The organism is Agromyces sp. C10 (assembly GCF_023217995.1).
Classification (GTDB): domain Bacteria; phylum Actinomycetota; class Actinomycetes; order Actinomycetales; family Microbacteriaceae; genus Agromyces; species Agromyces indicus.
The window spans coordinates 24,272-45,172 of sequence record NZ_JALPSX010000008.1; the positions used below are offsets into that span (position 1 = coordinate 24,272).

The 20,901-nt window shown below is 72.4% G+C and carries 18 protein-coding genes; 13 read left to right on the top strand and 5 right to left on the bottom strand.

Annotation, left to right across the window (positions count from 1 at the left end; all coding sequences use genetic code 11):
• Window positions 1-49: 49 nt before the first annotated feature.
• The 3 genes from M1L56_RS10270 to M1L56_RS10280 all read left to right on the top strand — a co-directional run bounded on the left by M1L56_RS10270 (window position 50) and on the right by M1L56_RS10280 (window position 3,704).
• Window positions 50-1,780 carry a glycerol-3-phosphate dehydrogenase/oxidase gene (locus M1L56_RS10270; protein ID WP_067945011.1) on the top strand — a complete coding sequence of 577 codons (1,731 nt, stop codon included), beginning with the start codon at window positions 50-52 and terminating at the stop codon, window positions 1,778-1,780.
• An 86-nt stretch (window positions 1,781-1,866) separates the two neighbouring features.
• Complete coding sequence (locus tag M1L56_RS10275) at window positions 1,867-2,661, top strand: SURF1 family protein (protein WP_248599163.1); 795 nt, start codon at window positions 1,867-1,869, stop codon at window positions 2,659-2,661.
• Between the two features lie 158 nt (window positions 2,662-2,819).
• Complete coding sequence (locus M1L56_RS10280; protein ID WP_248599269.1) at window positions 2,820-3,704, top strand: S1C family serine protease; 885 nt, start codon at window positions 2,820-2,822, stop codon at window positions 3,702-3,704.
• Window positions 3,705-3,724: 20 nt separating this feature from the next.
• Here M1L56_RS10280 and M1L56_RS10285 read toward each other — a convergent pair whose 3' ends face one another.
• The gene (locus tag M1L56_RS10285) at window positions 3,725-4,135 is read right to left on the bottom strand and encodes a VOC family protein (protein WP_248599164.1); all 411 of its coding nucleotides are present in this window, start codon (window positions 4,133-4,135) and stop codon (window positions 3,725-3,727) included.
• Window positions 4,136-4,221: 86 nt separating this feature from the next.
• Here M1L56_RS10285 and M1L56_RS10290 point away from each other — a divergent pair, with 86 nt between their 5' ends.
• Genes M1L56_RS10290 through M1L56_RS10320 form a run of 7 tightly spaced genes read left to right on the top strand, consistent with a single transcriptional unit; the run spans window position 4,222 to window position 10,519 of the window.
• Window positions 4,222-4,842: a TetR/AcrR family transcriptional regulator gene (locus tag M1L56_RS10290; protein ID WP_248599165.1), complete on the top strand. Its 621-nt coding sequence runs from the start codon at window positions 4,222-4,224 to the stop codon at window positions 4,840-4,842.
• A 10-nt stretch (window positions 4,843-4,852) separates the two neighbouring features.
• The gene (locus tag M1L56_RS10295; protein WP_248599166.1) at window positions 4,853-5,347 is read left to right on the top strand and encodes a DUF3817 domain-containing protein; all 495 of its coding nucleotides are present in this window, start codon (window positions 4,853-4,855) and stop codon (window positions 5,345-5,347) included.
• On the top strand, window positions 5,344-6,921 hold the full coding sequence (gene guaA / locus M1L56_RS10300) for a glutamine-hydrolyzing GMP synthase (protein WP_248599167.1): 1,578 nt from the start codon (window positions 5,344-5,346) through the stop codon (window positions 6,919-6,921). Before M1L56_RS10295 ends, guaA begins: the two co-directional genes overlap by 4 nt.
• A gap of 18 nt (window positions 6,922-6,939) precedes the next feature.
• Entirely contained in the window at window positions 6,940-7,887 is a 948-nt protein-coding gene (locus M1L56_RS10305) for an L-lactate dehydrogenase (protein ID WP_248599168.1), read from the top strand.
• 8 nt (window positions 7,888-7,895) lie between these two features.
• Entirely contained in the window at window positions 7,896-8,708 is an 813-nt protein-coding gene (locus M1L56_RS10310) for a hypothetical protein (RefSeq protein ID WP_248599169.1), read from the top strand.
• Window positions 8,709-8,754: 46 nt separating this feature from the next.
• The gene (locus M1L56_RS10315; RefSeq protein WP_067945026.1) at window positions 8,755-9,186 is read left to right on the top strand and encodes a YciI family protein; all 432 of its coding nucleotides are present in this window, start codon (window positions 8,755-8,757) and stop codon (window positions 9,184-9,186) included.
• A 25-nt stretch (window positions 9,187-9,211) separates the two neighbouring features.
• Window positions 9,212-10,519 carry an RNA polymerase sigma factor gene (locus M1L56_RS10320; RefSeq protein ID WP_248599170.1) on the top strand — a complete coding sequence of 436 codons (1,308 nt, stop codon included), beginning with the start codon at window positions 9,212-9,214 and terminating at the stop codon, window positions 10,517-10,519.
• A 78-nt stretch (window positions 10,520-10,597) separates the two neighbouring features.
• Here the strand turns inward: M1L56_RS10320 and M1L56_RS10325 are convergent, their stop codons facing one another.
• A complete protein-coding gene (locus M1L56_RS10325; protein ID WP_067945030.1) occupies window positions 10,598-11,407 on the bottom strand; it encodes a Bax inhibitor-1/YccA family protein in 810 nt (269 codons plus the stop codon).
• 158 nt (window positions 11,408-11,565) lie between these two features.
• On the opposite strand from M1L56_RS10325, the gene M1L56_RS10330 reads away from it, so the two are divergent.
• Window positions 11,566-12,636, top strand: a complete 1,071-nt coding sequence (locus M1L56_RS10330; RefSeq protein ID WP_248599171.1) for a glycerophosphodiester phosphodiesterase family protein — start codon at window positions 11,566-11,568, stop codon at window positions 12,634-12,636.
• Between the two features lie 148 nt (window positions 12,637-12,784).
• Entirely contained in the window at window positions 12,785-15,295 is a 2,511-nt protein-coding gene (locus M1L56_RS10335) for an ATP-dependent helicase (RefSeq protein WP_248599172.1), read from the top strand.
• A 46-nt stretch (window positions 15,296-15,341) separates the two neighbouring features.
• On the opposite strand, the gene M1L56_RS10340 is transcribed toward M1L56_RS10335, so the two are convergent.
• From M1L56_RS10340 to M1L56_RS10350, 3 genes are all read right to left on the bottom strand, one after another.
• On the bottom strand, window positions 15,342-17,807 hold the full coding sequence (locus M1L56_RS10340) for a hypothetical protein (protein ID WP_248599173.1): 2,466 nt from the start codon (window positions 17,805-17,807) through the stop codon (window positions 15,342-15,344).
• Window positions 17,808-17,886: 79 nt separating this feature from the next.
• A complete protein-coding gene (locus M1L56_RS10345) occupies window positions 17,887-18,771 on the bottom strand; it encodes a DUF72 domain-containing protein (RefSeq protein ID WP_248599270.1) in 885 nt (294 codons plus the stop codon).
• Between the two features lie 10 nt (window positions 18,772-18,781).
• Window positions 18,782-19,507: a VIT family protein gene (locus tag M1L56_RS10350; protein ID WP_248599174.1), complete on the bottom strand. Its 726-nt coding sequence runs from the start codon at window positions 19,505-19,507 to the stop codon at window positions 18,782-18,784.
• 226 nt (window positions 19,508-19,733) lie between these two features.
• On the opposite strand from M1L56_RS10350, the gene sucC reads away from it, so the two are divergent.
• Window positions 19,734-20,900, top strand: coding sequence for an ADP-forming succinate--CoA ligase subunit beta (gene sucC / locus M1L56_RS10355; protein WP_248599175.1), 1,167 nt, complete (start codon window positions 19,734-19,736; stop codon window positions 20,898-20,900).
• Window position 20,901: the final 1 nt, after the last annotated feature.

Consider the following 20,901-nt stretch of genomic DNA (forward strand, 5'->3'; position numbering starts at 1 on the left):
GGTGACGACGGGCGGCACCGCCGCGGTCCGCCCGGGATGGGGAGCGACGATGGCGAGACTGAAGTCGGTGACGCGTTCGAACAAGCTCGGACCCGAGGAGCGCGAGGCGGCGATCGCCCGCCTGAAGGACAAGGAACTCGACATCCTCGTCGTCGGCGGCGGCATCGTGGGCACGGGCGCCGCGCTCGACGCGGTGACCCGCGGGCTGTCCACGGGGCTCCTCGAGGCGCGCGACTGGGCCTCGGGCACGTCGAGCCGGTCGTCCAAGCTCGTGCACGGCGGCATCCGCTACCTCGAGCAGCTCGACTTCCGGCTCGTCCGCGAGGCGCTCATCGAGCGAGGGCTGCTGCTGCAGCGCATCGCCCCGCACCTGGTCAAGCCGGTGCGGTTCCTCTACCCGCTGAAGCAGCGGCTCTTCGAGCGCCTGTACATCGGCGCCGGCATGCTGCTCTACGACATCTTCAGCTACTCCGGCGGCGGGCACCCGGGTGTGCCGCACCACCGCCACCTCACCAAGCGGCAGGTCCTGCGCGCCGCGCCGTCGATCGCCCCGAGCGCCCTCATCGGCGGTCTCACGTACTACGACGCACAGGTCGACGACGCCCGCTACGTGGCATCCCTCGCCCGCACCGCGTCGTTCTACGGCGCGCACGTCGCGAGCCGGGTCAAGGTCGAGGGCTTCGTCAAGGTCGGCGAGCGGGTCGTCGGCGTGAAGGCGCACGACCTCCAGACCGACGAGCACTTCGAGATCCGCGCCAAGCAGGTCGTGAACGCGACCGGCGTGTGGACCGACGACACCCAGCGCATGGTGGGGGAGCGCGGCACGTTCAAGGTGCGCGCCTCGAAGGGCATCCACCTGGTCGTCCCGCGCGACCGGTTCCAGTCGAACATGGGCCTGCTGCTGCGCACGGAGAAGAGCGTGCTGTTCGTCATCCCGTGGGGTCGTCACTGGCTCATCGGCACGACCGACACCGACTGGAACCTCGACAAGGCCCACCCGGCCGCGACGGCCGCCGACATCGACTACCTCCTCGAGCGGGTCAACGAGGTCCTCAACGTGCCGCTCACCCGGGAGGACGTGGAAGGCGTGTTCGCGGGCCTCCGCCCGCTCCTGGCGGGCGAGAGCGACGAGACGTCGAAGCTGTCGCGGGAGCACATCGTGGCGCACACGGTCCCGGGACTCGTCGTCGTGGCGGGCGGCAAGTGGACCACGTACCGGGTGATGGCGAAGGACGCCATCGATGCCGCGGCCGACGCCCTCGACGGCAAGGTGCCGCCCTCGACCACGCAGCGCATCCCGCTGCTCGGTGCCGAGGGCTACCAGGCGGCCTGGAACAAGCGCGGCAAGATCGCCCGGGCGTTCGGGGTGCACAAGGTGCGCATCGAGCACCTCCTCAACCGCTACGGCACGATGACCGACGACCTGCTCGACCTGATCCGCGAGCGGCCGGAACTCGGCGAGCCCCTGCCGGGCGCCGACGACTACCTCCGCGCCGAGGTCGTGTACGCGGCATCCCACGAGGGAGCGCTGCACCTCGACGACGTGCTCGCGCGACGCACGCGCATCTCCATCGAGGCCTGGGACCGCGGGGTCTCGGCCGCGCCGGTCGCCGCGAGGCTCATGGCGGAGGTGCTCGGCTGGGATGCGGCTCGCGAGGCGCTCGAGGTCGAGCGGTACGAGCAGCGGGTGCAGGCCGAGATCGCGTCGCAGCAGCAGCCCGACGACGAGTCTGCCGACCGGGTGCGGCTCGAGGCGCCCGACATCGTCCAGGTCGACTGACCCGGTGGTCGAGGAGCACCGAGGGCGCGTACCGAGGCCCCGCTCGCAGGGAGCGCGCATCCGGCGCCGATAGAATCGCGCACGACATGCTCCGGATGATGCTGCGCCCGCGGTGGGTGCTCGCCCTGCTCGCCGCGCTCGGCATCGCGGCGGCGTTCGCGATCCTCGCGCAGTGGCAGGTGAGCCGCGCGGTCGAGGAGGCCAAGGTCGTCGAGCGTCCCACCGAGCAGGTCCGGCCGCTCGCGGAGGTCGTGGTGCCGGACGCCCCGACCGAACAGGCGGCCACCGGCCAGCGCGTCTCGGTCCGGGGCACGCTCGTCGCCGGCGACACCGTCCCGGTGCAGGGCCGCGTCAACGACGGCGCCACCGGCTGGTGGGTGGTCGCCCACCTCGAGGTGACGGATGCCGCGCCCGGCGGCCTCCCGGTCGCGCTCGGGTGGACGCCCGACGAGGCGACGGCTCGCGAGGCGCTCGCCGAGGTCGACGCGGCCGCGCGCTCGGGCGGGGACGTCGAGGTCGTCGGACGGTTCCTGCCGAGCGAGGCGCCCATCCAGCCCGAGGACGACGAGGACCCGCAGGTCATGCGGACCGTTGCGGTCGCGCATCTCATCAACCTGTGGGCGGACTACGACGAGCGGCCCGTGTACTTCGGCTACGTCACGGCCGCCGAGCCGGTCGCCGGTCTCGAGGCGATCTCGTCGCCGCCGCCCGAGCAGCAGGCCGAGCTGAACTGGCTCAATGTCTTCTACGCCATCGAGTGGATCGTCTTCGGCGGGTTCGCCGTCTACCTCTGGTACCGGCTCGTGCGCGACGCGGTCGAGCGCGAGCGCGAGGAGGCCGCCGAGGCGGCGGCGGCGAGCGAGGCGGCGGCGCGGGACTGAGCGGCGTTCCGCCTGCGGCGAACTCCGGCAGCGGCATCCGCTCACGGGGTGAGGATGCCGGTGTGAGCGATGACGACCGCACCCGGCTCGACGGGACCCCGGATGGCGAGTCCGCGCACGAGCACGACGAGGACCCCCTCGACGCGTACTCGCGGGTCGTGACGCGCGTGGCGCGCGAGCTGCTTCCGAGCATCGCGAGCCTCGCCGTCCGATCGGGGCGCGGCCAGGGCACCGGCAGCGCGAGCGTGGTGTCGGCCGACGGGGTCCTGCTCACGAGCGCGCACGTCGTCGTCGGCGCCGACCGGGCCGAGGCCGCCTTCGGCGACGGCACCGCCGTGACCGCCGACGTGATCGGCCGAGACCCGCTCTCCGATCTCGCGGTGCTGCGGGCGCGCGGTCCCGTGCCGCCTCCGGTGCCGTTCGGCGACGCCCGAGAGCTGCGGGTCGGCCAGCTCGTCGTCGCCGTGGGCACGCCGTTGGGGCTCGCCGGCAGCGTCACCGCGGGCATCGTGTCGAACCTCGGGCGTTCGCTGCCGACGGCCGCCGGCCGGGTGGTCGACGAGGTGATCCAGACGGATGCCGCGCTGAATCCCGGCAACAGCGGGGGAGCGCTCGCCGACGGCCGTGGTCGCATGGTCGGCGTGAGCACGGCCGTCGCGGGCGTCGGGCTCGGCCTCGCGGTCCCCATCAATCCGGCGACCCGGGCGATCATCGACGCCCTCGTCAGCCGCGGGCGCGTGCGCCGCGCGTGGCTGGGCATCGCCGGAGCCCAGGTCCGGTTGGCGCTGGAGCTCGCGGAGCGGGTGGGCTCGCCGACGGGCCTGCAGGTGACCGCGGTGGTGGCCGGGAGCCCGGCCGAGGCCGCCGGCATCCGGCCCGGCGACATCGCGGTCACCCTCGACGGCACCGGCATCGTGACGGCGACCTCGATCCAGCGGCTCATGGCCGAGGACGCGATCGACCGCGAGGTCGAGATGACGCTGTGGCGCGGCGGCGCGCTCGTCGACGTCTTCGTGGTGCCGCGCGAACTCGTGGGCGCCTGACCGCGTCGGCGGCCGACCCCTCAGGCGTCGCGGCCGAACGCGGCGAGGAACGCGGGGGCGGGTTCGATCTCGGTGATCACGTCGACGAGCACGCCGCCGGGGTCGCGCACGATCACGTGGCGCTGCCCGAACGGCTCGCTACGGAGCGGCTGGACCACGGGGACGCCGGCTGCCTCGAGTCGCGCCGCGACGGCATCGACGTCATCGAGCTCCAGGTTCACCAGGACCCCGCGGGCGGGCGTGCCGTACCCCGACGGGACCGACTCGTGCGCCGGATCGAGCAGTGCGAGCTCGGTGCCGGAGTCGGGGTGCCGGAGGCTCACGTACCAGTCCGACTCGAACGTCGACTCGAACCCGAAATGCTCGCGGTAGAACCGCGAACTCGCCTCGAGGTGCTCGGAGCACAGGACGGGGTAGGTCGATCGGAGCATCGCTTCCTCCTCTGATACATACAGTGTGTATGTGTCTCAGCGTGACTGACATACAGTGTGTATGTCAAGACGCGGGAGGACCGGGCATGCCGACCAAGGCCGAGCAGCGCGAGCGCACGCGCGAGGAGATCCTGCGCATCGCCACGCGCCGGTTCGCCGAGTCGGGCTACGCCGGGGTCGCCCTCGAGGACCTCGTCGCCGAGGCGGGCCTGACCCGCGGGGCCCTGTACCACCACTTCGGCAGCAAGCAGGGCCTGTTCGCCGCCGTCGTCGAGCGCGCGCAGTTCGCCGTCGCCGAGGCCGTGGAACGCGCGGCGGCCGCCGACGTCGCCCCCCTCGAGGCGTTCCTCGCGGGATGCCGCGCGTTCCTCGAGGCGAGCCTCGCGCCCGAGGTGCGGCGCATCCTCCTCGTCGACGGGCCCGCGGTGCTCGGCTGGGGCGACTGGCGGGACGGCGATCTGGAGTCGAGCGCCCGACTGCTCGACGCCGGCGTGGCGGAACTCGCCGAAGCCGGGGTCATCGGATCGGCCTCACTCGGCACCGTGACGACCATGATCTCCGGCGCGCTCAACGAGGTCGCCATCGCCAACGTGACCGCCGCCGAACCCGAGCGCGGCATCGACGACGCCGTGACGACCCTCGCCCGCATGATCGCGGGCCTCGCGCCCTCGGCCGACCCGGGATTCGCCCAGCCGCCCGGCCCGTAGACTGGAGGGCATGCCCCTCGAGCCCAAACCGGCTGATTTCCCGCGCATCCGCGGGGCGTTGAAGTTCTACATGATCGCCTCGGTCATCACCGGCACCATGCTGCTGCTGCTCTGCGCCGAGATGCTGCTCAAGTACGTGTGGTTCCTCGAGCTCTACGCGTTCGGCCCCAACGGCCTGCTCTCGCTCGAGCCGGTCGTCGAGACGCCCGAGGGCCTCGAGTCCACCGGCGTCGGCGTGAACCTCTCGACCGGCATCCTGATCGCCCACGGCTGGTTCTACGTGGTGTACCTGTTCAGCAACTTCCGGCTCTGGAGCCTCATGCGCTGGCCGTTCTGGAAGCTGCTCCTGCTCGCCTCGGGCGGCATCGTGCCGTTCCTGTCGTTCATCCTCGAGGCCCGGATCGGGCGCGAGGTCCGCGAGTACCTCGCGAAGCGCGAAGCGGATGCCGCGGCCGCGCGTGCATCGTCCGACCCCGACTCCGAGCCCGTGGAGGCCGCCCAGTGAGCGAGACCCAGCAACGTCCCGTCCTCGTCGTCGACTTCGGTGCGCAGTACGCGCAGCTGATCGCCAGGCGCGTGCGCGAGGCATCCGTCTACTCGGAGATCGTGCCGCACACGATCACCGCCGACGAGGTGCGCGCGATGGACCCGATCGGGATCGTCCTGTCGGGCGGCCCGTCGTCGGTCTACGAGGAGGGCGCGCCGCAGCTCGACCCGGGCGTCCTGCAGCTCGGGGTGCCGACGCTCGGCATCTGCTACGGCTTCCAGGTCATGGCGCAGCAGCTCGGCGGCGAGGTCGCGCACACGGGCCGCCGCGAGTACGGGGCGACCGCCGCGACGGTGCGCACCGACGACGGCAACGCCCTGCTCGGCGGGCAGCCCGAGCACCAGACGGTGTGGATGAGCCACGGCGACTCGGTCGCCGTCGCGCCCGACGGGTTCGAGGTGCTCGCCTCGACCGCCGACACCCCCGTCGCCGCCTTCGCCAACGACGAGCAGGGCTTCTACGGCGTGCAGTGGCACCCCGAGGTCAAGCACTCGCCGTTCGGCCAGGCGGTCATCGAGAACTTCCTGCACCGGGCGGCGGGCATCCCCGCCGATTGGAACTCGGGCAACGTCATCGCCGAGCAGGTCGCGCGCATCCGCGAGCAGGTCGGGTCCGCCCGGGTCATCGCAGGCCTGTCCGGCGGCGTCGACTCCGCCGTCGCGGCCGCGCTCGTGCACGAGGCCGTCGGCGACCAGCTCGTCTGCGTCTTCGTCGACCACGGGCTCCTCCGCAAGGACGAGCGCAAGCAGGTCGAGGTCGACTACGTGGCCGCCACCGGCATCCGTCTCGTCACCGTCGACGCGGCCGACACGTTCCTCGCCGCGCTCGCCGGGGTCACCGACCCCGAGAAGAAGCGCAAGATCATCGGCCGCGAGTTCATCCGCGCGTTCGAGCGCGCCGAGCGCGACCTCGTCGCCGAGGCGGCGGCCGACGGCGAGCCCATCCGCTTCCTGGTGCAGGGCACGCTCTACCCCGACGTGGTCGAGTCGGGCGGCGGCGCCGGCACGGCGAACATCAAGAGCCACCACAACGTCGGCGGCCTCCCGGAGGACCTGCAGTTCGAGCTCGTCGAGCCGCTGCGGACCCTGTTCAAGGACGAGGTGCGCGCGATCGGTCGCGAGCTCGGCCTGCCCGAGGCGATCGTGGCGCGGCAGCCGTTCCCCGGGCCGGGGCTCGGCATCCGCATCGTCGGCGAGGTCACCCGCGAGCGGCTCGAGGTGCTGCGCGAAGCGGATGCCATCGCCCGGGCGGAACTGACCGCCGCGGGCCTCGACCAGGAGATCTGGCAGTGCCCCGTCGTGCTCCTCGCCGACGTGCGCTCGGTCGGCGTGCAGGGCGACGGCCGCACCTACGGCCACCCGATCGTCCTGCGCCCCGTGTCATCCGAGGATGCGATGACCGCCGACTGGACCCGACTGCCGTACGACGTGCTCGCGCGCATCTCGAACCGCATCACCAACGAGGTGCCCGACGTGAACCGCGTCGTGCTCGACGTCACGTCGAAGCCGCCGGGCACCATCGAGTGGGAGTAGCGCGCTAGCCTGACCCGCATGGGTGTGGTCGAGAACTCGAAGCTGACCGTCGTCGGAGCCGGGAGCGTGGGTGCGAGCCTCGCGTACGCGGCGCTCATCCGCGGATCGGCGCGACACGTGGCGCTGTACGACGTGAACACGGCGAAGGTCGACGCCGAGGTGCTCGACCTCGCGCACGGCACGCCGTTCGTCGGATCGAGCACCATCGCGGGCGGTGACGACCTCGCCGTCGTCGAGGGCTCGCACGTGGTCGTGATCACGGCCGGTGCCAAGCAGGAACCGGGCCAGTCCCGACTCGATCTCGCGGGCACCAACGTACGGATCCTCGAGGATCTCCTGCCGAAGCTGCTCGAGCGCGCGCCCGACGCGATCTACATGCTCGTCACGAATCCCTGCGACGTGCTCACGGTCGCGGCGCAGAAGATCTCGGGCCTGCCGTCGGACCGGGTGTTCTCGTCGGGCACCGTGCTCGACACGGCGCGCCTGCGGTGGTTGCTCGCGAAGCGCGCTGGCGTGGCGACGTCGAGCGTGCACGCTCACATCGTGGGCGAGCACGGCGACACCGAGTTCCCGCTCTGGTCGAGCGCGAACGTCGGCACCGTGCCGATCCTCGAGTGGGCGCACGGACAGGGTTTCCGGCGCGAGGAGCTCGACCAGATCGCCGCCGAGGTGCGCGACGCCGCCTACCGGATCATCCAGGGCAAGGGCGCCACGAACCACGCGATCGGCCTGTCCGGCGCCCGCATCGTCGAGGCCCTGCTCGGCGACGAGTCGGCCGTGCTCCCCGTGAGCGCCGTGCTGGGCGGAGTGCACGGCGTCGACGGCGTCGCCCTGTCGGTGCCGAGCATCGTGAACTCCTCGGGCGTCACCCCCCTCGGCGAGACCCCGTTCTCCGACGAGGAGCGTCGGAAGCTGCACGAGTCGGCCGACGCGCTTCGTGCCTCGATCGCGTCGCTCGGCATCTGAGGGCCCGGATGTCCCGGCTGATCCGCGTCGTCGCGACACTGGTCGCCGCGGCGTGGGCCGTCCTCGGGTTCGCACTCGCCGACCTGGCGGTCCTACTGCTGTGGAACCCGGCATTCGTCTCGGTGTTCGCGCTCGAGGCGAGCTGGGGCGCGCTGCTGATGTTCTTCGTGGTGGTGCCGTGCATCCACGTCGCCATCCGCCCCGGCCGCTGGGCCGATGCGCTCGTGACGGGAGGCATCGCGCTCGCGTCGATCGTCGCCGGCTCGCTGCTGGCCGGCGACCCCGCGACCCTCATCCTCGCCGGGCTGCTCGCCGCCTCCCTCGCGGCCATCGCCGTGCCGGGCGTCATCCGGGCGCGCTCCGGCGCGGCGGACGCGGGCGTGCCGTGGCATCCGCGACTCGACGTCCCCCTGCTGGTCCTCGCGCTGGCGGGCATGGTCCTGTGGGCGCCGTACCTCGTGAACGCGACCGTCGGAGCGGACGGGCTCCCGCGCGACATCACCATGGGACTCGACCACTGGCCCGTCCACATCGCCGCCGGCATCGCGATCCCGCTCGGCGCACTCGTCGCGGCCGTGCTCGGGCGGGTGCGCACCCTGGCAGCCTGTGCGTCTGCGCTCTCGGCGGTCTCCATCGGCACCGCCATGGCGGTCTCGCAGGGCGCGCCGTCGGCGACGGAATCCGCGCACTGGAGCGTGCTGGCCGTGACGTGGGGCACGCTCCTGCTCCTCGCGCTCGTGTGGTCGGGTCGTCGGAACGAGAAGATCGAGGACGACATCGTCGACCGTGTCGATCGGGCGCCTTCCCGTTCGACGTCATGAATGAGAGGGTCGAACAGCGATCCGGACACGCGAGGAGCGAACCACCATGGCGAAGTACATGCTGATCATGCGGGCCACCGATGAGGCCGTGCAGGCGTACCAGGACATCCCCTTCGAGCAGGTCATCGAGGCGATGGGCCGGTACAACGAGGAGCTCATGAAGGCGGGCGTGCTGCTCGCCGGCGAGGGCCTGTCCGACGCGAGCGAGGGCTTCGTCGTCGACTTCTCCGCCGAGCCGCCGCTCGTCACCGACGGCCCCTACGGCGAGACGAAGGAGCTGTTCAACGGCTTCTGGATCCTCGAGGTCGCCTCGAAGGAGGAGGCGGCGGAGTGGGCCAAGCGCTGCCCGCTCGGCCCCGGCTCGAAGCTCGAGGTGCGCCGCGTCACCGAGATCGAGGACTTCCCGCAGGACAACGAGTGGATCCAGAAGGAGGCCGGCTGGCGCGAGGAGCAGGCCCAGCGCGCCGCGCAGGCGTGACCGGCCGCACGACCGCCTGCCCGACGTGACCGACGAGACGGATGCCGCGACGGCCCGCCCGGTGGACCCCGAGTCCGCCCGGCGGGCCGTCGCCGCCGTCTGGCGCATCGAGTCGGCCCGCATTGTCGCAACGCTGACGCGCCTGGTCGGCGACTTCGCGCTCGCCGAGGACCTCGCCCAGGACGCGCTCGCCGAGGCGCTCGCGCAGTGGCCCGCCGGCGGCATCCCCTCGAACCCGGGGGCGTGGCTCACCGCGGTCGCCAAGCGTCGCGCGATCGACGGGTGGCGGCGCCGCGAGCGGTACGACGAGCGGCTCGCCGCGATCGCCCACGACCTCGAGCGCGAACGGGACGAGGCGACGGATGCCGCGGGCGGCCTGCCGTACGACCCCGATGCGATCGACGACGACGTGCTGCGCCTCGTGTTCGTCTCGTGCCATCCGGTGCTCTCGCGGGAGGCACGCGTCGCGCTCACGTTGCGCGTCGTCGCGGGCCTCACGACCGAGGAGATCGCGCGGGCATTCCTCGTGCCCGTCTCGACCGTGCAGCAGCGGATCGTGCGCGCGAAGAAGACCCTCGGCGACGCGGGCGTGCCGTTCGAGGTGCCGCCGCGGTCCGAGTTCCCCGAGCGACTCGGCACCGTGCTGGGCGTGCTGTACCTGATCTTCAACGAGGGCCACTCGGCGTCGGCCGGCGCCGACCTCATGCGCCCGGAGCTCAGCCGCGAGGCGCTCCGGCTCGCGCGCGTGCTCGCCGGACTCGTGCCGCGGGAGCCCGAGGCGCACGGGCTCGTCGCGCTCATGGAGCTGACCGCGGCGCGGTTCCCCGCCCGCCTCGACGCGAACGGCGACCCGGTGCTGCTCGCCGACCAGGACCGACGGCGGTGGGACCGCTCGGCGATCGCGCGGGGGCGCGCCGCGCTCGCCCGCGGCGATGCGCTCGGGCGCGGGCGCGGCCCCTGCGCGCTGCAGGCCGCGATCGCGGAGCAGCACGACCTCGCGGCATCCGTCGACGACACCGACTGGGGTGCGATCGTCGCGCTCTACGAGGCGCTCGGGGCGGTCGCGCCCTCGCCCGTGGTGGAGCTCAACCGCGCCGTCGCGGTCGCCATGGCCGACGGTCCCGCCGCCGGACTCGCCATCGTCGACGAGCTCACGGCCGACCGCCGGCTCGCGACGTACCACCCGCTGCCGGCGGTGCGCGGCGAGCTGCTCGAACGGCTCGGACGAACGGATGCCGCACGCGAGGCCTTCGCCGAGGCGGCCCGCCTCACCGCGAACGAGCGCGAGCGCGCGGTCCTGCTCGCGCGCGCGTCGCGTCCGAAGTCGCGGTGAGGAGCCGGGCGCGGGCGCCGTGGAACGCGGAACGGGCCGCCCCGAAGGGCGACCCGTTCACGTGCGAGGCATCCGCTGCTAGTCGCTGGACTGCATGATCGCGAGCATGCGCAGGATCTCGAGGTACAGCCAGATGACGGTGACCATGATGCCGAAGACACCGGTCCACGCGTACTTCTTCGGGGCGCGGTTGCGCACGCCCTGCTGGATGAAGTCGAAGTCGAGCACGAGCGAGTACGCCGCCATGATCACGACGAAGATGCCGAGGATCACGCCGAGCGGAATGCCCATGATCTCGGCGCTGCGAAGACCCCACGGGTCGTCGTTCACGCCGAAGATCATCAGGCCGAAGTTGACCAGCGAGAACACGAGGTAGCCCACCATGGCGATCAGGAAGATCTTGGTGGCCTTCTTCGACGCGCGGATCTTGCCCGACGCGAAGAGCGCGAGCGTGACGCCGACCACGACGAGCGTCGCGACGACGGCCGGGGCGACGACGCCAGGCCACATCACCTCGTAGAACGCGGAGATACCGCCGACGAACACACCCTGCACTGCCGAGTAGGCGAGCACCAGGCCGGGCGACGGCTCCTTCTTGAAGATGTTGACGAGCGCGAGGACGAAGCCCACGATGCCCGCGCCGATCCACAGGAACGGCAGCGACGGCATGGTGATCCAGCCGATGGCCGCACCGACGAGCAGCAGGCCGAACGCGGCGACCGACTTCTGGACGGTGTCCTCGATCGTCATGACCTCACGGTCGGGAAGGGTGGCGGGCTGGTTGTAGATGTCCTGCAACTGCTGGGCGGACATGTCCTGCGCGACAGCCACCGCCCCCTGGTTGGAGAACGCCTCGTTACGTGAGAAGGCGGGGTTGTTGAGAGCCATTGCTGTGGTTCCTCTGCTTTCGGCTTTCCGTCGGGTGGAGGGGAATCGAGTGCACCCGGTGGTGCGTTCCTTCCAACCTACCGGGTCCACCAGTGTCAACGCCGAGAATCCACGGTCCATTCCGCGGAGCGCCGCGCGGGCGTGGCTACGCTGAGGGGATGCTGCCAGGGCCCGCCGAGCATCCGCTCGTCATCGGCCACCGCGGTGCGCCCGGCTACCGACCCGAGCACACCGAGGCCGCGTACCGCCTCGCGTTCGCGCTCGGCGCCGACGCGGTCGAGCCCGACCTGGTCGCCACGCGCGACGGCGTGCTCGTGCTCCGGCACGAGAACGAGATCTCCGGCACCACGGATGTCGCGTCGCGCGCCGAGTTCGCGTCGCGCCGCACCACGCGCGAGATCGACGGCCGGGCGCTGACCGGCTGGTTCACGGAGGACTTCACGTGGGCGGAGCTGTCCACCCTCCGTGCGACCGAGCGGCTCGGCGGCATCCGCCCGCAGAGCGCCACGTTCGACGGCCGCTACCCGGTCATCCGGTTCCGCGACCTGCTCGCGCTGCTCGATGCCGCGACCGAGGAGTCGCGGCGCGACATCCGCCTCGTCGCCGAGTTCAAGCACGCCGCGTACTTCGCCTCGCTGGGGTTGCCGCTCGACGAGCTCTTCGCGGCCGAGCTCGCCGCCGCAGGGTGGGGTCGCGGCGACGACCGCCTCATCTCCGAGGCGTTCGAGCCGACGCTGCTCGACCGGCTCCGCGATGCCGGGATCGGCGGCACGCGCGTCCTGCTGCTCGAGGATCGCGGGGCGCCCTGGGACCTCGTGGCGGCCGACGGGGCGGCGGCGCGCACGTACGACGCGTTCGCGACCGCGTCGGGGCTCGCCGGGCTCGCGGGCGTCGTCGACGGGGTGAGCGTCGGCAAGGCGCGTCTCGTGGGCGGTCCGGCGTCGTCGACGGATGCCGCGGGCGCGGCCCGCCGGGTGCGGCCCGATGCGCCGCTGCGCGGGTCGGCGCTCGTCGACGCGGCGCACGCCGCCGGGCTCGTGGTCTACACGTGGACCCTGCGTCCCGAGAACCGGTTCCTCGCCCCGCCGTTCCGCCGCGGTGCGGCACGCTCCGCCTGGGGCGACTGGCTCGGCGAGTTCACGCGCATCCTGCGGACGGGCGTCGACGGCGTCTTCCTCGACCACCCCGACCTCGGCATCGAGGCGCGGCGCGCGCTCGCGGAGGCGTGACGCCCCCCGCGCGTCGGCGCCGGACGCGAATCGTCGCTCCGCGCCCGCCCGAGCGACGATCTGCGTCCGCCCTGCGGCGGGCGCCGGTGGGCAGGCGGGGCGGTCCGCCGGGAGCGCTGTCGGATGGCGCGCCTAGACTTGACGGGACATGACGCTGATCCTCGACCCCGACGACCCGACCGGCTGGCGCGAGGCGCCCGTCTCGGCCACCGACGAACCCAGCGGGGCCGCGCACGGCGCCGGCCACGCGGCATCCGATCGGCTGACGGCCGGGCTGAACCCGCAGCAGCGCGAGGCGGTCGAGTACCGCGGCCCCGCGCTGCTCATCGTCGCGGGCGCGGGGTCGGGCAAGACGCGCGTGCTCACCCATCGCATCGCGAGCCTCATCGACGGGCGCGAGGCGTGGCCCAGCCAGATCCTCGCCATCACGTTCACGAACAAGGCGGCGGCCGAGATGCGCGAGCGCGTCGAGGCGCTGCTCGGCGAGGCGGCCGGCGGCATGTGGATCTCGACGTTCCACTCGGCCTGCGTGCGCATCCTCCGCCGCGAGGCCGAGGCGATCGGCCTCTCGAGCACGTTCACGATCTACGACTCCGCCGACCAGCGCACCATCCTCAAGCGCATCATCAAGGAACTCGACGCCGACACGCTCGGCTTCACGCCCGCGAGCGCGCAGGCCAAGATCTCCAAGCTCAAGAACGAGCTCTCCGACGTCGAGACGTTCGCGCGCAACGTGAACACGAACGACCCGAACGAGGTGATGTTCCTCGAGATCTTCCGGCAGTACACGCGCCGGCTGCGCGACGCGAGCGCGCTCGACTTCGACGACCTCATCAGCGAGACCGTCTACCTGTTCCGCGCCTTCCCGAAGGTCGCGGCGCTCTACCAGCGACGGTTCCGGCACATCCTCGTCGACGAGTACCAGGACACCAACCACGCGCAGTACGCGCTCATCCGCGAGCTGACCCGGCCCGTCGAACCCGACGTCGTCGCCGAGCTCGACGCGCACGGCGTGCTCGTGCGGGGCATGACGGATGCCTCGGGGCGCATCCCCGGCGCGAGCCTCACCGTCGTCGGCGACTCCGACCAGTCGATCTACGCCTTCCGCGGCGCCGACATCCGCAACATCGTCGAGTTCGAGCGCGACTTCCCGGGCGCCAAGGTCGTGCTGCTCGAGCAGAACTACCGGTCGACCCAGAACATCCTGTCGGCGGCGAACGCGGTGATCTCGAACAACTTCGACCGGAAGGACAAGAAGCTCTGGACCGCCGACGGCGACGGCGACAAGATCACCGGGTACACCGGGTACACCGCGCACGACGAGGCGCAGTTCGTCGTCGATGAGATCGAGGCGCTGCACCGAGCGGGCGTCGCCTACCGCGACATGGCCGTGTTCTACCGCACCAACGCGCAGACGCGTGCGCTGGAGGAGATCTTCGTCCGCTCGGCCGTGCCGTACCGCGTCGTCGGCGGCACGAAGTTCTACGAGCGCGCCGAGATCAAGGACGCGATGGCGTACCTCATCGCCGTCGCCAACCCGCTCGACGAGCTCGCCCTGCGCCGCATCCTGAACACGCCCAAGCGCGGCATCGGCCCCGCGACCGAGACCAGCCTCGCGAGCTTCGCCGAGCAGAACGACCTGTCGTTCCGCCAGGCGATGCGCGCGGCCGACGGGCTGGGGCTCGGCCCGAAGGTGACGAAGGCGATCACCGACCTCGCGAACGTGCTCGACGAGGCGGCGGCGATGCTCGTGCCGTCGCAGAAGGGCATCGACGAGGGCACGAACGAGGGCGCCGCGAAGGTCTCCGACGTGCTCGCGTTCCTCCTCGACCGTTCCGGACTCGTCGCCGCCCTCCGCGGCAGCCGCGACCCGCAGGACGAGACCCGGGCGGAGAACGTCGAGGAACTCCTCGCGCAGACCAAGGACTTCGACCGCGAGAACCCGGGCGCCACGCTGGTGGACTTCCTCACCCAGGTGTCGCTGGTCGCCGCCGCCGACGAGCTCGACGACGCATCCGGCACCGTCTCGCTCATGACCCTGCACACGGCCAAGGGCCTCGAGTACCACGCCGTGTTCCTCACCGGGCTCGAGGAGGGACTGCTGCCGCACCAGATGTCGGCCTCCGAACCGGGCGGCCCCGCCGAGGAGCGACGCCTGTTCTACGTGGGCATCACGCGCGCCCGCAAGCGGCTCTTCCTCTCGCTCGCGATGAGCCGCGCCCAGTTCGGCGAGGTGTCGGTGGCGATGCCGAGCCGGTACCTGCAGGAGATCCCCGACGAGCTCGTCGACTGGAAGCAGTCGCCCGGCATGGCCAACAGCCGAGGCGGCAGCCAGCCCCGCGCGCTCAACGCGCGCCGCGGCGGCTACGGCGGCGCCGGCGGCGGTGCCTGGGGCACGCGCGACCGCGACCTCGAGCGGTTCAGCGTCACCAAGTCGGCCGCGACGAAGACGGAGTGGGCGAACCGGGTCACGGGCACCGTCCGCGACAACGGCGACCTCACGCTCGAGGCGGGGGACCGCATCCGGCACACCGACTTCGGCGAGGGCACCGTGCGGCAGGTCACCGGCGAGGGCAGCAAGCGCATCGCGCACGTCGCCTTCGACGCCGCCGGGCAGAAGAAGCTTCTCATCAAGATCGCGCCGATCGAGAAGCTTTGACGACGGCCGAGCGGCGCCTGCCGGAGTGACTCCGGCGGTCGTCCGATCAGCGCCCCGACGCGGCCCGGAGCCGCTGGCGAAGCTCGTCGAGCGCGCGATGGTACGCCGGAGTGCGCGAGTACCAGCGGTGCGTGTCGACGACGCCGACGTAGCCGCTGAGGTCGATCTCCTCCGTGTACCGGTCGCGGTCGTTCCCGGCCGACCCGACCGAGCGCGCGGGGAAGCCGAGGTAGTCCGTCAATCGCCACAGGCTCAGCCAGGCCGACGCCGGGAACCCGCCCGGGACCTCGGAGGCCGTCGAACCGAGGTCGGCGCGTGCCCAGGGGTCCCTGGCCCACGGGCTCGGGCGCCCGCAGGGCACCGCGCCGATCACGCCCGGACCGAGCACCTCGGGGAAGAACCGCCCGAAGAAGGGCCGCAGCTGCACGCCGAAGGTGAGCAGGGCGATGCGGTCGCGGTACGACGCCCACGCCGGATCGTTGCGCAGCGCGTAGAGCGCGGCGACGGCCACGACCGCGCCCATGCTGTGGGCGGCGAGGATCACCGAGCGCGGCTCGGGCGTCCCGTCGTGGTCGACGGGCGGCAGGTCGAGCCACCAGCGCACGCGACGCGCGACCTCGGGGACGGCTCGCTCGGCGTAGCAGGGCGCGCCGAAGGGGTGTCCGGCGCGGGGGAGGAAGCATGCGAGGTCCCACACGAGCGCGAGCGGGCGCGACGATCGGCGCCCGCCGAGGACCAGTCCGGCCGTCACGGCGAGACCGATCACGACCCAGACGATGAGCGAGGCGTCGATCCACCGCGCGAACGCCGTCGCGACGGCCGCGGCGGTCCCCGACGGGAGCACGGCACCGAGGAGGCCCGGGAACGCGGCCAGCGCGACCGCGAGCACGGTCGCCGCGAAGAAGGCGACCGCGAGGGCGCCGACCATCGGCTCGGCCAGGTGCAGGCGTGCGGCGAGTGCGCGCTTCTGAGCGATCTCGCGGCCCAGCAGTTCCGTGAGCGCCGCGCGGGCCGACGCGTCATCCGTCGCCGACGCCGCGTGCGGTGCCCGGGCGCCGACGTCGCGAGGGCGGATCATCATGGCGCCCACGACCACCGCGGCGACCACGATCGCCAGGAGCGTCAGGCCGAGGAACGGCGCGAAGAACGGGCCGATCGTCATCTCCCCGGGCAGGCAGTCCTCGCCCGAGCAGTCGGGGTAGGGCTGGTCGAGCCGGTTCGCGGCGGCGGGGCCGTTCAACCAGTCGCCCGCGAGGACGTTGAGCAGCGAGCCGAGCAGGAGCTCGATGGCGAGTCCGAGCGTGAGGAACACTGCGGCCCCGCGGCCACGCCAGGCCCGCCGCTCGCGCTCGCGGGCCGGCAGCGCCCACGCGACCACGATGAGCAGCAGCGCCGCGGCGACCACGACGAGCAGGATCCGGTCCGACGCCTGTCCCATGATGCGAGGCTCGAGACGGATGTCGCCGTGGAACCCGAGCACGACCGCCGGGGCCGCGTAGAGCACGGAGGCCGCGGCGAGCAGCGCACCGGGGATCCGCCGATCGGCGCGCGTGAGCTCGTACGGAGTGGAGTCCGTCGTGGCGACGAGCGCCGCGCACACGACCACCACGAGGATGGACGCGCCGGCGAGGAACGGGGTGACGCCGGTGGTGTCGCTCGCGAACGCGAAGCTCGTCACGAGCGCGACGGTGGCGATGCCCGCCGCGAGGTGCAGCGTCGCGAGTCGGTCGGTCTCGGTGCGGGTGAGCCAGAAACGGGGTTCGGCCAGCAGCGGGCGCTCGCCGTCGTCGGTCACCGCGCCGCCGAGGATCCGGCCCGCGACGTTGTAGCGCAGGATCGACAGCCTGGCGACGAGGAAGACGGCGACGAGGGCGAACACCGGCAGGAGCGAGAACAGGGCGACGCGTCGCTCGTCCTTCCATGCGGCGAACGTCGCGCCGGCGTCACCGAGGGGCGCGCACACGGTCTGTCCGCCCCGGAAGCACTGCAGCGCGAACAGGTCGATCGCCACCGAGGCGAGGGAGAGCGCGAGCACGAGCGTCAGCGTCAGGCACGCGGTGCGCACGACGGCCGCGCCGAGGCGGATGCGACGGCCGGCGGCCGGCGACGGCAGCTGCCATGCCCAGATCGCGGCGTTCGCGATGCTGAAGGGCAGCAGCAGCGTCCAGGCGGCGCGGGCGAGCACGGCGAGCACGATCCCGCCGAGACCCGACTCCGGCGGCGCGGTCCGCACCATGCCGCCCCACGAGTACGTCTCCCGGTGGATCCCGTGCGGCACGCGCCCGCGCGGCGGTTCGTCGGGATCGACGACGCCGCGGGACGTCTCGCCGTGCACCCGGTCGATCCGGCCGCGGTCGACGGCGTCTGGCGTCGGATGCCAGAAGCTGCCGAGGTCGTCGCCGAACGCGAGTTCGACGTCGCCGGGCGGCAGGTCGAGCATCTCGTGCGGCGGCGTGTTGTTGACCCCGTGGATGCGGAGCTCGAGCACGGGTTCCGATTGCGATGTCGACATCGTGCGTACCGCCTCTCTGCGGCGTGCGGGCGTCAGCCCCCGACGCGCGACATGCTAGTCCCGCGATCGCCGCCGGGCGTCAGGGATCGCCCGGAGCCGGCGCCGCAGCCGCCGCGGACGACGACGCCGGCCGGGGCAGGCGCGCGATGAGCCCCATCGCGTCGTACGGCGCACGCACCTTGATGTCGTTGTCGAAGTACAGGTAGGCGTCCCGCCCGGCCTCGAGGTGCGCGCGGGTCCACTCCGCCCAGCGGTCGAGCGACGGATCGTCGTAGCCGGAGGCGTACAGCTCCTCCTCGCCGTGGAGGCGCGCGTACGCGAAGTCCGCGGTGGTGCGGTCGAGCCGTGGGTACTTGCCGGCCGTGTCGGCGGTCACCGACGCCACGCCGTGGCGCGTGAGCAGGGCCGACCACTCGTCGGCGGCCTCCTCGAACGACGGATGCCGCACCTCGACGGCGTACCGGATGGGGGTCTCGCCCGTGGCGCCGGCCGCGGCCGCCGGGAACGAGGCCCGACCCGACATGCGGTCGTCGTGCCGGGCGGCGAGCGTCGCGGCATCCGCTCGGGTTCGCGGAAGTCGGGCGAGGAACGCGTCGAGCAGGCCCTCGTCGTAGCGGAGCGTCGGCGGCAGCTGCCAGAGCACGGGACCGAGCTTGGTCCCGAGGTCGAGCACGCCGGACGCGAAGAAGTTCGCCAGCGGCGCGTCGACGTCGCCGAGGCGCTTGACGTGCGTGATGAAGCGCGGACCCTTCACGGCGAAGACGAAGCCGTCGGGCGTGCCGTCGCGCCAGCGCAACCAGCTCGCCGGTCGCTGCAGGGAGTAGAACGAGCCGTTCAGCTCGATCGAGGTCATGCGCTCGGCCGCGTAGGCGAGCTCGTCGGCCTGCCGGAGGCCCTTGGGGTAGAACACGCCACGCCACGGCCGGTACCGCCAGCCGGAGATGCCGATGCGCGCCTCGACCATGTCCACGCGCCTAGGCGACCGCGCCGCCGAGCAGCGCGCCGATCGCCCACGTCACCGCGAGCGCCAGGGCGCCCCCGACGACCACGCGCGCGACGGCGCGGCCGCGCGGCGCGCCGCCGATCCACGCGGACAGCCAGCCCGTGATGGCGAGCGCCGTGAGCACGGCCGCGAACGTGGTGACGACCCGCCACTCGGGCGGCGGGAGGAGGATGGCGACCATCGGCAGGATCGCGCCGGCGAGAAATGAGGCGGCTGACGCCCACGCGGCGTGCCACGGGTTCACCACGTCGGCCTCGGCGATGTGCAGCTCCGCCTCGAGGTGGGCGGCGAGCGCGTCGTGCGCGGTGAGCTCCTCGGCGACCCGCGCCGCCGTCGCCTCCGACAGGCCCTTGCCGCGGTAGATCTCGGCCAGCTCGGCCAGCTCCTGGTCGGGCATCGTGGCGAGCTCCGCGCGCTCCTTGGCGATGAGCGCGCGCTCGGTGTCGCGCTGGCTCGACACCGACACGTACTCGCCGAGGCCCATCGAGATCGCGCCCGCGGCGACGGATGCCACGCCCGCGACGAGGATCGCGCCGAGGTCGGTGGTGGCCGCGGCGACGCCGACCACGAGGGCGGCGACCGAGACGATGCCGTCGTTCGCCCCGAGCACGGCGGCGCGGAGCCAGTTCAGCTTCTCGTGCACCTTGCCGTCGTGCGGATCGGTGCGGTGCAGGGGTTCGGCAGCGGCATCCGTCATGGGGGCAGTCTCGCAGCGCCGAGGGGCGGATGCCACCGGCCGGAGGTCCCGTGACGCGGGGCGCCCGACGTGCGAGGATCGGCCGGTTCGGGCGCGCCGCGGGGGAGGGGTACCATGGTCGCGGCCCGTTTATCTCGACATCGAGGTATCTCGATGTCGAGAGGTCACCCGGGCCCCCTCACCCACCATCCCTACGCGCGAACCGCGGAACGATTGGAAGCAGAGCGTGGATCTTTACGAGTACCAGGCCAGAGACCTCTTCGAGAAGTACGGAGTGCCGGTGCTCCCGGGCATCGTCGCCGACACGCCCGAAGAGGTGCGCGCGGCGGCCGAGAAGCTGGGCGGCGTCGTGGTCGTCAAGGCGCAGGTGAAGACCGGCGGCCGCGGCAAGGCCGGCGGCGTGAAGGTCGCGAAGAACGCCGACGAGGCGGAGGAGGCCGCGAAGGCGATCCTCGGGCTCGACATCAAGGGTCACGTCGTCAAGCGCGTCATGGTCGCCGCGGGCGCGAAGATCGCCCAGGAGTTCTACTTCTCGGTGCTGCTCGACCGCGCCAACCGCTCGTACCTCTCGCTGACCAGCGTCGAGGGCGGCATGGAGATCGAGCAGCTCGCCGTCGAGAAGCCCGAGGCGCTCGCGCGCGTCGAGGTCGACCCGATCGCAGGCATCACCCCCGAGAAGGCGCGCGAGATCGCGACCGCCGCGAACTTCCCCGCCGAGCTCGTCGACCAGGTCGCCGACGTCTTCGTCAAGCTGTACGAGGTGTACGAGAAGGAGGACGCGACCCTCGTCGAGGTGAACCCGCTCATCCTCGACGAGGACGGCAAGGTCATCGCGCTCGACGGCAAGGTCACGCTCGACGAGAACGCCGAGTTCCGTCACGCCGGCCACGCGCTCCTCGAGGACAAGGCCGCGACCGACCCGCTCGAGGCGAAGGCCAAGGAGCTCGACCTCAACTACGTCAAGCTCGACGGCGAGGTCGGCATCATCGGCAACGGCGCGGGCCTCGTCATGTCGACACTCGACGTCGTCGCGTACGCCGGCGAGAACCACGGCGGCGTGAAGCCCGCCAACTTCCTCGACATCGGCGGCGGCGCGTCGGCCGAGGTCATGGCCAACGGCCTGTCGATCATCCTCGGCGACCCGCAGGTGAAGGCCGTGTTCGTCAACGTCTTCGGCGGCATCACCGCCTGCGACCAGGTCGCCAAGGGCATCGTCGGCGCGCTCGCCGAGCTCGGCTCGACCGCGAACAAGCCGCTCGTCGTGCGACTCGACGGCAACAACGTCGCCGAGGGCCGCCGCATCCTCGAGGAGGCGGCGCACCCGCTCGTCACCCTCGCCGAGAACATGGACCAGGGCGCCGACAAGGCCGCCGAGCTGGCGAACGCCGCGTAGT

What these genes read in the sequence shown, in the direction of transcription:
- M1L56_RS10270 (WP_067945011.1), top strand. Translation starts at nt 50, where the DNA reads ATGGCGAGACTGAAGTCGGTGACGCGTTCGAACAAGCTCGGACCCGAG.
- M1L56_RS10275 (WP_248599163.1), top strand. Translation starts at nt 1,867, where the DNA reads ATGCTCCGGATGATGCTGCGCCCGCGGTGGGTGCTCGCCCTGCTCGCC.
- M1L56_RS10285 (WP_248599164.1), bottom strand. Translation starts at nt 4,135, where the DNA reads ATGCTCCGATCGACCTACCCCGTCCTGTGCTCCGAGCACCTCGAGGCG.
- M1L56_RS10290 (WP_248599165.1), top strand. Translation starts at nt 4,222, where the DNA reads ATGCCGACCAAGGCCGAGCAGCGCGAGCGCACGCGCGAGGAGATCCTG.
- M1L56_RS10295 (WP_248599166.1), top strand. Translation starts at nt 4,853, where the DNA reads ATGCCCCTCGAGCCCAAACCGGCTGATTTCCCGCGCATCCGCGGGGCG.
- M1L56_RS10305 (WP_248599168.1), top strand. Translation starts at nt 6,940, where the DNA reads ATGGGTGTGGTCGAGAACTCGAAGCTGACCGTCGTCGGAGCCGGGAGC.
- M1L56_RS10310 (WP_248599169.1), top strand. Translation starts at nt 7,896, where the DNA reads ATGTCCCGGCTGATCCGCGTCGTCGCGACACTGGTCGCCGCGGCGTGG.
- M1L56_RS10315 (WP_067945026.1), top strand. Translation starts at nt 8,755, where the DNA reads ATGGCGAAGTACATGCTGATCATGCGGGCCACCGATGAGGCCGTGCAG.
- M1L56_RS10325 (WP_067945030.1), bottom strand. Translation starts at nt 11,407, where the DNA reads ATGGCTCTCAACAACCCCGCCTTCTCACGTAACGAGGCGTTCTCCAAC.
- M1L56_RS10330 (WP_248599171.1), top strand. Translation starts at nt 11,566, where the DNA reads ATGCTGCCAGGGCCCGCCGAGCATCCGCTCGTCATCGGCCACCGCGGT.
- M1L56_RS10335 (WP_248599172.1), top strand. Translation starts at nt 12,785, where the DNA reads ATGACGCTGATCCTCGACCCCGACGACCCGACCGGCTGGCGCGAGGCG.
- M1L56_RS10340 (WP_248599173.1), bottom strand. Translation starts at nt 17,807, where the DNA reads ATGTCGACATCGCAATCGGAACCCGTGCTCGAGCTCCGCATCCACGGG.
- M1L56_RS10345 (WP_248599270.1), bottom strand. Translation starts at nt 18,771, where the DNA reads ATGGTCGAGGCGCGCATCGGCATCTCCGGCTGGCGGTACCGGCCGTGG.
- M1L56_RS10350 (WP_248599174.1), bottom strand. Translation starts at nt 19,507, where the DNA reads ATGACGGATGCCGCTGCCGAACCCCTGCACCGCACCGATCCGCACGAC.